General features: G+C 59.7%; 10 protein-coding genes and 1 CRISPR repeat array. Of the genes, 4 read left to right on the top strand and 6 right to left on the bottom strand.

Annotated elements, in window-relative coordinates:
• Genes csy1 through cas6f form a run of 4 tightly spaced genes read left to right on the top strand, consistent with a single transcriptional unit; the run spans nucleotide 1 to nucleotide 3,834 of the window.
• The gene (csy1, locus tag ACYQ3M_RS02130; protein WP_460034399.1) at nucleotides 1-1,269 is read left to right on the top strand and encodes a type I-F CRISPR-associated protein Csy1; all 1,269 of its coding nucleotides are present in this window, start codon (nucleotides 1-3) and stop codon (nucleotides 1,267-1,269) included.
• Complete coding sequence (gene csy2, locus ACYQ3M_RS02125; protein ID WP_460034398.1) at nucleotides 1,266-2,222, top strand: type I-F CRISPR-associated protein Csy2; 957 nt, start codon at nucleotides 1,266-1,268, stop codon at nucleotides 2,220-2,222. The genes csy1 and csy2 overlap by 4 nt, the downstream gene beginning before the upstream one ends.
• A complete protein-coding gene (gene csy3, locus ACYQ3M_RS02120) occupies nucleotides 2,209-3,249 on the top strand; it encodes a type I-F CRISPR-associated protein Csy3 (protein WP_460034397.1) in 1,041 nt (346 codons plus the stop codon). Before csy2 ends, csy3 begins: the two co-directional genes overlap by 14 nt.
• A 3-nt stretch (nucleotides 3,250-3,252) precedes the next feature.
• Nucleotides 3,253-3,834, top strand: a complete 582-nt coding sequence (gene cas6f, locus ACYQ3M_RS02115; protein ID WP_460034396.1) for a type I-F CRISPR-associated endoribonuclease Cas6/Csy4 — start codon at nucleotides 3,253-3,255, stop codon at nucleotides 3,832-3,834.
• A 128-nt stretch (nucleotides 3,835-3,962) separates the two neighbouring features.
• Nucleotides 3,963-8,074: direct repeats of the CRISPR family, unit length 28 nt; unit sequence GTTCACTGCCGCGTAGGCAGCTCAGAAA.
• Nucleotides 8,075-8,107: 33 nt separating this feature from the next.
• Here the strand turns inward: cas6f and tsaB are convergent.
• The 6 genes from tsaB to rpmH are packed head-to-tail and all read right to left on the bottom strand — an operon-like array spanning nucleotide 8,108 to nucleotide 12,442.
• Nucleotides 8,108-8,776 carry a tRNA (adenosine(37)-N6)-threonylcarbamoyltransferase complex dimerization subunit type 1 TsaB gene (tsaB, locus tag ACYQ3M_RS02110; RefSeq protein WP_460034395.1) on the bottom strand — a complete coding sequence of 223 codons (669 nt, stop codon included), beginning with the start codon at nucleotides 8,774-8,776 and terminating at the stop codon, nucleotides 8,108-8,110.
• Between the two features lie 3 nt (nucleotides 8,777-8,779).
• Nucleotides 8,780-10,126, bottom strand: coding sequence for a tRNA uridine-5-carboxymethylaminomethyl(34) synthesis GTPase MnmE (mnmE, locus tag ACYQ3M_RS02105; protein ID WP_460034394.1), 1,347 nt, complete (start codon nucleotides 10,124-10,126; stop codon nucleotides 8,780-8,782).
• Nucleotides 10,110-11,729 carry a membrane protein insertase YidC gene (gene yidC / locus ACYQ3M_RS02100; RefSeq protein ID WP_460034393.1) on the bottom strand — a complete coding sequence of 540 codons (1,620 nt, stop codon included), beginning with the start codon at nucleotides 11,727-11,729 and terminating at the stop codon, nucleotides 10,110-10,112. Before yidC ends, mnmE begins: the two co-directional genes overlap by 17 nt.
• Nucleotides 11,722-12,000 (bottom strand): membrane protein insertion efficiency factor YidD, encoded by a 279-nt coding sequence (yidD, locus tag ACYQ3M_RS02095; protein WP_460034392.1) that lies wholly within the window; start codon nucleotides 11,998-12,000, stop codon nucleotides 11,722-11,724. The genes yidC and yidD overlap by 8 nt, the downstream gene beginning before the upstream one ends.
• Nucleotides 11,943-12,266: a ribonuclease P protein component gene (gene rnpA / locus ACYQ3M_RS02090; protein ID WP_460034635.1), complete on the bottom strand. Its 324-nt coding sequence runs from the start codon at nucleotides 12,264-12,266 to the stop codon at nucleotides 11,943-11,945. Before rnpA ends, yidD begins: the two co-directional genes overlap by 58 nt.
• Before the next feature lie 41 nt (nucleotides 12,267-12,307).
• Nucleotides 12,308-12,442, bottom strand: coding sequence for a 50S ribosomal protein L34 (rpmH, locus tag ACYQ3M_RS02085; RefSeq protein ID WP_460034391.1), 135 nt, complete (start codon nucleotides 12,440-12,442; stop codon nucleotides 12,308-12,310).
• Nucleotides 12,443-12,559 lie beyond the last annotated feature (117 nt).

Raw genomic sequence — 12,559 nt, 5'->3', positions numbered from 1 at the left:
ATGCCTGACCCCAATGTCGTTGCTCAATTGCGCCAGGCAATTGCCGACTTCATCGCCGAACGCGGCCAAGCCAAACTCGACAAAGCCAAAGACGAGACAAAACGTCAAACAATCCGGCAAAACTTTGCCCCGGAAGCCTGGATTGCCGACGCCGCCAAACGCGCCAAACAGATCCAGATCGTCACCCACGCGCTCAAGTACGCCCACCCCGATGCCCGCGGCACGAGCCTCTACGTTACCGGCAACGAATACGCGGGAAACACGCTCATCGGCACCCACTCCTTGCAAGGGCAAATCACGCCAGACGTGGTGGGCAACGCCGCAGCGCTCGATGTCGCCAAGTTTTTGAGCATCGAAGTGGATGGCAAACCGCTTTGGCAACGCGCGGCCGAGCGCGATCCGGATTTGCTTGCGGCCCTTCCCGGTGAAGCGTCGCAAAAGCACGCTTGGCTTGAAGCGTTCGCTGCGGTCGTGCAGCCCAAAGGCTCAGTCGCCTCCCATAAGCTCGCCAAACAGCTTTACTGGCCTTTGTTTGACGGGGACTACCATCTCCTTGCGCCCCTCTTTGCCACGTCTTTAGTCCAGCGCGTTTGGGAAATCCTTTCCGAGGATCGTTTTTCGGAAGAAAGCAAAAACGCGCGCGCAGCACACCGCGATGGCGCCCCGTACCCTCGAGGCTATCGCGAATGGCCAAACCTCCTGATCCAAAAGCACGGCAGCACCAAACCCCAAAACATCAGCCAGCTCAATACCGAACGCCACGGCGAGGTGTGGCTGTTGCCCTCGCTGCCGCCTCGATGGCAAGCCCGGGGGGTTCCGTACCACGTCACAAACATTTTCGATCGCTTTGGGCGCCTGCCGGAAATTCGCGAACAGATCGAAGCGCTCGGCACATTTCTGGCGCAAGCCAAAGACTGGAACAACGCCAAAATCCGCTCCCGGCGCGCCCAATACGTCGAGACCATCATCGACACGCTCTTGCACTACGCCGCCGCCATCCAACAATCCCCGCCTGGATGGAGCGCGGCCTCTGAGTGCGAACTCCCGGAAGCCCAGCGCCTGTGGCTCGACCCCGATCGCGACGACCCCGAATTCCAAGAGCGCCGCGCCGAGAGCGACTGGCCGCGGAAAATCGCCGAATCCTTCGGCGCCTGGTTCAACGAACAGCTGCGCCGCTTCCGGCTGCCGGTCGGGGAAGCCGAATTCCACGCCTGGCGCCGCGAATTTGAAGCAAGCCTCACCGACACGCTCAAGGAGATGGCGCCATGACCGACACGTGCGCATTGATCTGGCTCAAACACGTGCGCGTAGAAAACGCCAACGCGATCTCCGGCAACCTCCTCTGGGGGTTCCCCTCCCCGTCGGCGTTTCTTGGTTTTGCACACGCTTTAGAGCGGCGCTTGAACTCTGTGAAGCTGGGCGGGGTCGGAATCGTTTGCCACCGGCTGGACCCGCAAGTTTCCCATCCCGATGGCCCCTTTCGCCCTGGGCGCTTTCGCCTTGCGCGCCACCCTTACATCGCCGGCTGGAAGAAGTTCAAAAACGAACCGGCCGCCCTGATCGAAGAAGGAAAAGCGCATCTTGAAATCACCTTGGTTTTAGAAGTGCGCACCGAGCTCGACGAGGGCAATCGTCAAGCACTGGCGCAAAAAGTGCGTTCGACCGTGCCTAGCTTACGCCTTGCCGGCGGAAGCATTCGCGGATGCTCAGACGTTCAGGTAGACGAGTGGCCGGAGTGGGAAGAAGACCAGCGCAAAGCCTTTCGCAAGCTCCGCTACCGCCTGCTTCCAGGCTTTGCCCTGGTTGAGCGGCAGGACCGGCTAGAAGAGCACCTCCAAACCCTGCGCGCGCAAAACCCAGAGACGACCCCCCTCGAGGCCTTTTTGGATCTTTTGGCGCGGCGTTGGGAACCTTCGGACACAGACGAAAACACCGGAAAATGCCGCTGGCAAATCCGCCCCCGCCCGGGCTGGCTCGTTCCTATCGCGGTAGGCTATGCGGCCCTCTCCGAGCTTTACCGCGAAGTGGCTTCCAGCCGCGACCCCAACGTCCCTTTCCGTTTTGTCGAAAGCCTCTACACGGTTGGCGAGTGGGTAAGCCCTCACCGCCTGACCTGTCTGGAGCAACTCTTTTGGCGTTTTGAAACCGACCTCGAAAAAGGACTCTACCTCTGCCGCAACCGTTACATCCAAGCAAAGGAGACTCCAAATGGCAACGACTGAGCTCAAAACCCCTTCTGTTCTCGCTTTTGAACGCAAGATCGACCCGTCCGACGGCTTGTTTTATGCCGGCCGTTGGGAAAACAAAGAGGAATCGGAATGGTTTCCCGTCGCGATCCACGAAAAATCGGTGCGCGGCACCATTTCCAACCGCCTTAAGACCAAAGATCAAGACCCCGCCAAGCTAGACGCGGCGATTCAAAACCCCAACCTGCAGCGGGTGGATGTAGCCACTTTGCCACCGCACGCAGACGCGCTCAAAGTCCACTGGAGCGTGCGGTTGCTTCCCGGGCTGGGTATTCCCTCGGCGTGCAACAACATTCAGTACCAGCAAAAGCTGCAAGAAATTGTCAAAACCTATCTAGAGCAGCCGGGACTTAGCGAACTTACGCAGCGCTATGCCCAGAACCTAGCCAACGGGCGGTTTCTCTGGCGCAACCGCCTATGCGCCGAAGCGGTGGAAATCGTGGTGCGCCGTGTCGATCAAGGGCAAATCAAACAAATGTGGCGTTTTGATGCGCTCTCCTTTTCCTTAAGAGACTTTGCAACGCCAAGCCAATACCAAAAAGAGCTGATGAGCTTGGCGCAGACGATCGAACAGGGCCTTAAAGAAAAAGCCGTGTTTCTCGAAGTCATTGCCTTTGCCCGCATGGGGGCGGGACAAGAGGTCTTCCCCTCGCAAGAGCTGATCCTCGACCAAAACAGCAACCAAAAAGGAAAGAAAAGCAAAACCCTCTATCAGGTCCAAGGCACCGCCGCGCTCCACAGCCAGAAGATCGGCAATGCCTTGCGCACGATCGACACCTGGTACCCAGAAGCCGAAGAGCTTAACTTGGGTCCCATCGCGGTCGAGCCTTACGGTTCGGTCACGTCGCGGGGAATCGCCTGTCGCCAACCCAAGCAAAAAATGGATTTTTACACCCTGCTCGACCGCTGGGTGCTCAAAGACGAACCCCCGCCTACTGAACAACAGCATTTTGTCATCGCCAACCTCATCCGCGGCGGCGTATTCGGGGAAAGCGAGGAGTAAGCCATGACGACTGGCCCAAAACTGGACCGCTACATCGACATTCGCTTGCTTCCCGATCCCGAATTTCCCGCCACGGTGCTCATGAACGCGCTGTTTGCCAAACTCCACCGTGCCTTGGTAACGCTAAAAACGGATCAAATCGGTGTGAGCTTTCCCGATGTCGAAAACGTCGATCGCGGTTTGGGGGAACGATTGCGCGTGCATGGCGACGCCCAAATGCTGCAACGTTTGATGGAGTTAGGATGGCTTACCGGTCTGTCCGATCTCCTAAAGGTCTCTGCGGCACGACAAGTGCCCGCATCCGCGCACCATCGAACCGTGCGCCGAGTGCAAGCCAAAAGCAGCCCCGAGCGCCTACGCCGCCGCTGGATGAAGCGTAAAGGTTTGAGTGAAGAGCAAGCGCGGGAGATTATTCCCGACTCCGCTGCCGAACGGCTTGATCTACCTTACCTCACCTTGACCAGCCGCAGCACTGGGCAACGCTTTAGGCTGTTCATCGAGCACGGACCGCTTTTGACGGCGCCCATCCCAGGGTGTTTTAGCCGCTATGGCCTAAGTTCAAAAGCGACGGTGCCGTGGTTTTGACCCTTTTTGGGAGCGATGTAAATTTTCTTTACAAATCAATTACTTATAAAATTGGTCAGAAAAAGGATCAAAGGCCATTTCTTTAGCTAAGCCCTTTAAAAATCTGGATTTTTTTAAGTTAAAATCTAGTTCACTGCCGCGTAGGCAGCTCAGAAAGGTTCGATGGCCACTGCGCGCGTCCTCACGATGTTCACTGCCGCGTAGGCAGCTCAGAAACTCATGTGTGCGCGACAGGGATGTCGCGCGCAGTTCACTGCCGCGTAGGCAGCTCAGAAAAGAGCGATTCGAGTTGAGCCATGGCTATTTAAGTTCACTGCCGCGTAGGCAGCTCAGAAAAGCTGGCGCGGCGGCGGGGGCAGCAATCACGAGTTCACTGCCGCGTAGGCAGCTCAGAAACACTCTTCTTGCGCAAGCTGAACGCCTTCTGCGTTCACTGCCGCGTAGGCAGCTCAGAAAAGTGAGAGTCACTATCAGCACGTCACCCAGCAGTTCACTGCCGCGTAGGCAGCTCAGAAACTTTCGGTCCGCGAGCCGGCAATGCAACTGCGGTTCACTGCCGCGTAGGCAGCTCAGAAATGCCAGTTGATGCTGGGTGACGTGCTGATAGTGTTCACTGCCGCGTAGGCAGCTCAGAAAATCGTGATTGCTGCCCCCGCCGCCGCGCCAGCGTTCACTGCCGCGTAGGCAGCTCAGAAATCAAGCCTTCAACATTATCGTGAAAGTGCGGGGTTCACTGCCGCGTAGGCAGCTCAGAAAGTATCGCTCACGGATGTGGCAGCGGGTGAAAAGTTCACTGCCGCGTAGGCAGCTCAGAAACGCCGTCTTCGTCGCTCGCGATCCATCGCTTCGTTCACTGCCGCGTAGGCAGCTCAGAAAGATGCGGTCGGCGTCCTGCGCCAGGCGCTTGACTTCACTGCCGCGTAGGCAGCTCAGAAAATCGTCAAGCGGCTCAAACAGACGCCGCCCGAGTTCACTGCCGCGTAGGCAGCTCAGAAAAGGTGCCCGGCCTGCGGCGTGGCGTTGTAGGCGTTCACTGCCGCGTAGGCAGCTCAGAAAGGGCTGGGCGGCCCCACCCAAGCCCGCCTTCAGTTCACTGCCGCGTAGGCAGCTCAGAAAGAAATCGGCCGAGGTACAGCGTCACGGTGACTGTTCACTGCCGCGTAGGCAGCTCAGAAAACGTGCTGCGGCCCATCGTGGGCGAGGTGCAGGTTCACTGCCGCGTAGGCAGCTCAGAAAGATACCCGGCCAGCGCCAGCTTGCCGCGCACCGTTCACTGCCGCGTAGGCAGCTCAGAAAGACCGAGGGTGGGGACAGGGATGTCACAAGCGGTTCACTGCCGCGTAGGCAGCTCAGAAAGCTTCGTGGAGGGCGAGCGGCGCTATAGCCTCGTTCACTGCCGCGTAGGCAGCTCAGAAAGCGGCCCGATGGCCAGGTGGCCTGGGCGCGGTGTTCACTGCCGCGTAGGCAGCTCAGAAAGCAGGGACGACGGGGATTGTGCTCAAGGCCGAGTTCACTGCCGCGTAGGCAGCTCAGAAAAGCTTCCGGTCGAGTCCCACCGGCGGCGACGGGTTCACTGCCGCGTAGGCAGCTCAGAAACGCCTCGTCCCGCCCCTTCCCGCTATTTTTGTGTTCACTGCCGCGTAGGCAGCTCAGAAAACCTCGCCGGGCTTGAGATTCGCCGCCGTGCGGTTCACTGCCGCGTAGGCAGCTCAGAAAGCCACATCGTCGCGGCGGATGCCCTGGCCCTTGTTCACTGCCGCGTAGGCAGCTCAGAAATGGGCGTGTCGGACGCCGCGGTGGGGCGCATCGTTCACTGCCGCGTAGGCAGCTCAGAAAACCTGGATTGGGCGGCTGGGCCGCTTTGCTCCGTTCACTGCCGCGTAGGCAGCTCAGAAACTGCTGCGCCCACAGGCCGCGCACCACCTGGGTGTTCACTGCCGCGTAGGCAGCTCAGAAAGTGATGCGCTCGCGCGCGGCGCTGAAGCCCGGGTTCACTGCCGCGTAGGCAGCTCAGAAATCTGCGCCAAACCCACGGCGGAACCGGATCCTGTTCACTGCCGCGTAGGCAGCTCAGAAAAGATCGGAAGGCTTTCGCCTTCGGATTGTATCGGTTCACTGCCGCGTAGGCAGCTCAGAAATCTTCGAGCCTTCCCACCTGCTCGATGGCCAGGTTCACTGCCGCGTAGGCAGCTCAGAAAGATCAAATGCCCGAACTGTTTCGGTTTGGGAAGTTCACTGCCGCGTAGGCAGCTCAGAAATCATCGAGCAGCCCGACTAGCTTGCGCGCCTCGTTCACTGCCGCGTAGGCAGCTCAGAAAGTCACGATGCTGATTGTGGGCGCGGCGGTGGCGTTCACTGCCGCGTAGGCAGCTCAGAAAACTAGTCCGAGCCGCTCGGCCTCATCGAGCAGGTTCACTGCCGCGTAGGCAGCTCAGAAAAGCCAGCTGCCGCCCAGCTCGAAACAGCCAGCGTTCACTGCCGCGTAGGCAGCTCAGAAAGTCACGATGCTGATTGTGGGCGCGGCGGTGGCGTTCACTGCCGCGTAGGCAGCTCAGAAAGTGCAGACGGCGCAGGCGCTTGATTTGAGGCCGTTCACTGCCGCGTAGGCAGCTCAGAAAAAGCCGCAGCGCGGTCTGCTATTGCTGCCGCTGTTCACTGCCGCGTAGGCAGCTCAGAAAACGACGCTCTCCCAGGTGCTGGCGGGGAAGTAGTTCACTGCCGCGTAGGCAGCTCAGAAACTTGGCCGGGGGCGCCAGTGAGTACCCGGCTGGTTCACTGCCGCGTAGGCAGCTCAGAAAACTTATCCACAACCCCGTTCGCAAACCACCGCGTTCACTGCCGCGTAGGCAGCTCAGAAAACTTATCCACAACCCCGTTCGCAAACCACCGCGTTCACTGCCGCGTAGGCAGCTCAGAAAAGTAGGATCGACGCGAAGCGGGTTGGTTGTGGGTTCACTGCCGCGTAGGCAGCTCAGAAACGATGCGACGCCTGCCTCGAGCCGACGCCGACAGTTCACTGCCGCGTAGGCAGCTCAGAAAGACAGCACACATGCGCATCCTGCGCGTCTGCCGTTCACTGCCGCGTAGGCAGCTCAGAAATCCAGTCCTGCCTGGACGGCGTCGGATATGCTGTTCACTGCCGCGTAGGCAGCTCAGAAAAATCGGTTGCAGTAGTCCGTGACGCGCTATGTGTTCACTGCCGCGTAGGCAGCTCAGAAAATCCCTCGTCGAAGTCGAAGGCCTCCTGCCTTGTTCACTGCCGCGTAGGCAGCTCAGAAACCAGAGGAGCTGGTAGCGTCCACCATCGATCGGTTCACTGCCGCGTAGGCAGCTCAGAAACAAGCCGCTCTGCTTCATCGAGCAGCCCGACTGTTCACTGCCGCGTAGGCAGCTCAGAAAGCAAGCCGCCCGCCGCGTCCCTGCGTCATGCGGTTCACTGCCGCGTAGGCAGCTCAGAAATTTCGATCGACTCCATCGCCGAGCGCATCGGTGTTCACTGCCGCGTAGGCAGCTCAGAAATTCACGCTCATCGAGCGTCTCTGGATGCCCAAGTTCACTGCCGCGTAGGCAGCTCAGAAATATGGACCCCGGGTGGCTTCATCCACTATCTCGTTCACTGCCGCGTAGGCAGCTCAGAAATGGGCCTTCTCTGGCGCATCCACGCCATAGATGTTCACTGCCGCGTAGGCAGCTCAGAAAATTGTGATCGGATCGCGGTCGCCACCCCACAGGTTCACTGCCGCGTAGGCAGCTCAGAAAACCAGCCTGCCGTAGATGTCGCGTTCTACAGGGTTCACTGCCGCGTAGGCAGCTCAGAAAACCAGCCTGCCGTAGATGTCGCGTTCTACAGGGTTCACTGCCGCGTAGGCAGCTCAGAAATGGCCACGCGTGGCCAAGACTTTTTCCGGTTTTGTTCACTGCCGCGTAGGCAGCTCAGAAAAAAGTCGAACTCGAACCGGGACAGAATGTGCAGTTCACTGCCGCGTAGGCAGCTCAGAAAGCTGATCGCAGCCAGCAGCGCTAGCGCACAAAGTTCACTGCCGCGTAGGCAGCTCAGAAAGCTGGCTGGCTACTGCAAGGCACCGCGGCATCGTTCACTGCCGCGTAGGCAGCTCAGAAAGATCCAATGCCCAGTCTGCTCATCGGGCTGGAGTTCACTGCCGCGTAGGCAGCTCAGAAAGATCCAATGCCCAGTCTGCTCATCGGGCTGGAGTTCACTGCCGCGTAGGCAGCTCAGAAATGAAAGCTGGCCGAGCTGATTATGCAGCCGATTTCAGAAAACGGAGCGCGTCACTCGGTCACGTAAGTACACGGGCAGGGCGTGTTCCGGCCTCACCGCCTCGCCGCGGGCGAGTTTTTCCGCCGCAAGCCGCGCCACCGCCGAGGCTCTGGGCCAATGCTCGGGCCAAACGGCAAGCAGCCGCTCCTTTCCCACCCGGCGGCAGAGCACCTCGCCGTATACTTGCCAGCCCGGACCGATACCGACGCACGAACCTGCTGCCGGAACGCTTATCTCCTCAGGAGCGGCCAGAACTTCCTGGCCTTCCTCTTCCCCGCGGCCATATACTCCCCAATACACCTCACCCATGCGCGCGTCCAGCGCGGCCAGAGCATAGTCGGCTAAGCTTTTGTCGAATGCTTCCCAGGCCAAGGCCGCCAGGCTCGAAACCGGAACCACCGGCCGCTCCGCCCCGAGCGCCAAACCTTGCACCACACCGGCAGCGATCCTAAGGCTGGTAAAAGCGCCGGGGCCGCGGCCAAAGGCCAGCGCATCCAAGTCTTTCAAGGCCAGCCCCGCTTCCTCCAGCAGCTCTTCCACCAGTTTCAGAATCCACTGAGTATGCAGGCGCTTTGTCGGCACAAAGCGCTCAAGGACATCCCCGTGGCAATACAAGGCCGCCGAGCACGCGTCGGTAGCAGTTTCCAGGGCGAGAATTCGCATAAATTACTTGCCGATGCAAAACTCGGAAAAAATCCGGCCCAATAGGTCCTCGCAGGTCACCTCGCCGGTGATTTCAGCCAGCGCCTGCTGGGCCAGGCGAAGGTTCTCGGCCAAAAGTTCGGCGCGGCCTTGCAGTTCCTCGTAGCCTTTAAGGCAAAAATCCTCCGCCCGCTCTAAGGCGTACAGATGGCGGCGGCGAGCGGCGAGGGCGTCTTCAGCCTCGGCCTCAAACCCAGCGCTGCGCTTTAGGTGTTGTTTGAGCAGCTCGACCCCGGCGCCGGTTTGGGCAGAAAGGTAAACCGCCGCGGAGGGGGTTTCGGTAACGGCAGGAGGCAGGCCGCTCAGGTCGATCTTGTTGTAGATCCGGGTCACCGGGATGCCTGTGGGAAGCTCGGCCAGCAAGGATTCGCCCTCGCTTGGATCGCGGCTGTCTAAAACCAAGAGGATGCGGTCGGCGCTTTCCATGGCTTGGCGCGCACGGCGCATCCCTTCGCGCTCGATTGGATCCTCGCTGTTGCGCAGGCCCGCCGTATCGATGAGGTACAGCACGAATCCATCGAGATTGAGGTATTCGGCGACCAGGTCGCGGGTGGTTCCGGGGATTTCGGTGACGATCGCCGCCTCCCGCTCGGCCAAGCGATTGAGCAAGCTGGACTTGCCCACATTGGGGGGACCTGCGATCACCACGCGCATTCCTTCCCGTAAAAGGCGTCCCTGCCGGGCGCGGCTTGTTAAGTCTTTGAGGTCTTCCAACCAATTCCGCAGGCGCTCGGCGACTTCCCCCTGGCCTAATAGGTCCAGGTCCTGGTCGCTAAAATCGATGCTTGCCTCCACGTACACCCGAATTTGGGTCAGCGCTTCCATCAGGCGATGCACCTGTTTCGAAAACACCCCTTCCAGGGAGCGCAAGGCGGCGCGGGCCGCCGCTTCCGAGGCGCTTTCGATCAGCGCCGCCACCGCCTCGGCCTGGGCTAGGTCGAGTTTGCCGTTGAGGAAAGCGCGGCGGCTAAATTCCCCCGGCTGGGCCGGCCTTGCCCCCAACTGGAACAGCCGCTTAAGGAGCATTTCGACCACGACCGGGCTGCCGTGGCAATGCAGCTCCAACATATCTTCCCCGGTGTAGGAGCGCGGAGCAGGGAAATAAAGCGCCAGCCCCCGGTCGATGGCGCTGCCGTCTTCGGCCAAAAAGGCCACGTAATGGGCGTGGCGGGGCTTTAAATTCGGTTTGCCGGTAAGCTCCAAAGCCAAAGATTTGAGGTCGGGGCCGGACACCCGCACCACCGCCACCGCCCCCCGGCCGGGAGGAGTGGCAGGCGCAGCGATGATGTGGTCGCTAGATACGCTTGGCACCTTCGATCTGGCGGTTGATCCACCACTGCTGGACGATAGACAAGGCGTTGTTCACCACCCAATAGAGCACCAAGCCGGCCGGGAAGAAAGCGAAAAACACGGTGAAGATCAACGGAAACATTTTCATCACCTGCGCCTGAACCGGATCGGCAGGAGGTGGGCTGAGCTTCTGCTGGATCCACATGGTCACCCCCATCAGCGCCGGCAGGACAAAATAAGGATCCTTGGCGGTCAGGTCGGTAATCCACCCGAGAAACGCCGCCTGGCGCAGCTCCACGCTTTCTACCAGCACCCAGTAGAGGGAAATGAACACCGGGATCTGGACCAAGATCGGCAAACACCCGCCCAAGGGGTTGACCCTCTCCTCGCGGTAGAGCTGCATCAGCGCCTGATGGAACTTTTGCTTGTCCTCGCCAAAGCGCTCCTTCAAGGCCTGCATCTTGGGCTGGAGCGCGCGCATCTTGGCCATGGAGCGAAAACTGGCGGCAGACAGCGGGTAAAACAAAGCCTTGATCACCACGGTGGTGGCGACGATCGCCCAACCCCAGTTGCCAAACAGCTTGTCAAACTGCTCTAGCAGCCAGAAGATGGGCTTGGCGATGAGGGTAAAGACGCCGTAATCGACGGTCAGCTCCAGCCCCGGCGCGACCTTGTCCAACACCCGCTGGAGCTTGGGGCCAATGTAGTAGCGCACGCTGAAAGTCTTGGTCTCACCCGTCGCCACCCGGTACTCGGGGGAATAGGAGCCGACGAGGTAAACCCGATTGGGCAGCGCCTTAGTGTAAAAATGGTTGATTTGCTCGGCAGGCGGCAGCCACGCGGCGATAAAATAATGTTGGATCATGGCGCACCAGCCCCCTTCGGTCTCCCAGTTCCGCGGGGCGTCTTCGATGTCGCCAAAGGGGATTTTTTCGTAAGGCTCGTCGGCGCGCCGGCAAGCCACCCCCGTGTAGGTACGGATGAAGGCGTTGTCGTCCTCTTTCTGAGCTGCCGGTGCAGTGCGCTTGAGTTGACCGTACAGGCGGGCAGTCCAAGGCGCCGGCGAGGTGTTGGTGACTTGGAAGTCGATCTTGATTTCGTAACTGCCTGGCTCAAAAGTGAAGGTCTTGACGATCTCGACCCCGTCGCCGCGCCAAACCAGAGGCACTTTCAGCGCCTGCGACCCCTGCATGCGGTATTCCTGCGCCTCAGCCTGCCACAGTTCGGTGTGCTGGGGGGCGATCTTCGCCTCGCCCAACAGGCCGGTCTGGGTGACGAACAGCCGCTCGGGCGCGTCGGAAAGCAGGCGGACCGGTTCATCCGGCTTGTTCTTGGCAATCGGATATTTGAGCAAATCCACTGTCTTGAGGTCGCCGCCGGCCAGGGCGATCTCGGCACGTAAGACATCGGTTTGCACCACGACCCGGCCGCCGGCTTGGGAACCCAGGCCCGCTTTCGCGCTCGAGGCGGCCTCGGCCGCAACTTGCGGAGGCAGCAGCGGTTGGGCGGCCGATTCGGACCGGAGCTCGGGGGGCTTGGGGCCGTAGTCGCGCTGCCAGGCTTCCCACAACATATAGCCCAGCAGGATGGTCATCAGGATCAAAAAAAATCGCAGATTATCCATTTTTGTTATTCCAAAATTGCTCTGGGACCGGATCGACTCCCCCTGGATGCCAAGGGTGACAGCGCAGCAGGCGGCGCACCGCCAGCCACGCGCCGCGCGCCGCGCCGAACCGCTCGATGGCGGTCAAGGCATAGACTGAACAGGTGGGATAAAAGCGGCACTGGTTCCCTAGCCAAGGGCTGAAGAGGAAACGATACCATCTAATCCCTGCGATCAAAAAGATCCGGCAAGCGCGCTCAAGCGTCGCCAATGCTCGGCTAAGGATTGCCATAATACGCTCCGCTCGGCGGTGGCTGCCGCAGATTTTGCAAGCACTACGATGTCGACCGCGGGAAGATTCGATTGATTCAAACGGAAACTTTCGCGCACTAAGCGTTTGATCCGATTGCGTTCGACGGCTTTTTTTAGCTTGCGTTTGGGAACCGCCAACCCCAGCCGCGCATAACCTCTGTCGTTAGGCCGCGCCAACACCTTAAACCACTCGTCTGCCGATATCGTAGGTTGATCGAAAACCCGGCTAAATTCGGCAGGGTGCAGCAGCCTCGAAGTTTTAGGGAAGGTAAATCCCGCCAGAACCCTTACGGCGCTAACCGGATTCGACCTTTTGCGCGCCGGGAGGCGATGACTTTACGACCCCCCCGAGTACGCATCCTCGCTCGAAACCCGTGGGTTCGGGCACGGCGGATTTTGCTGGGCTGATAAGTTCTTTTCATCTTCCTGCAGCTCCTAATTATTTGAAAAACTTAATAAAAATAGCTTGAATGATACTTTAGTACAGGCTCCATGTCAAGGCTGTGAGGGGGCCGCAAATCCGGTATAGTATCTCCCCC

The organism is Methylothermus subterraneus (assembly GCF_054656915.1).
This window is presented reverse-complemented; position numbering and strand designations above follow the sequence as displayed.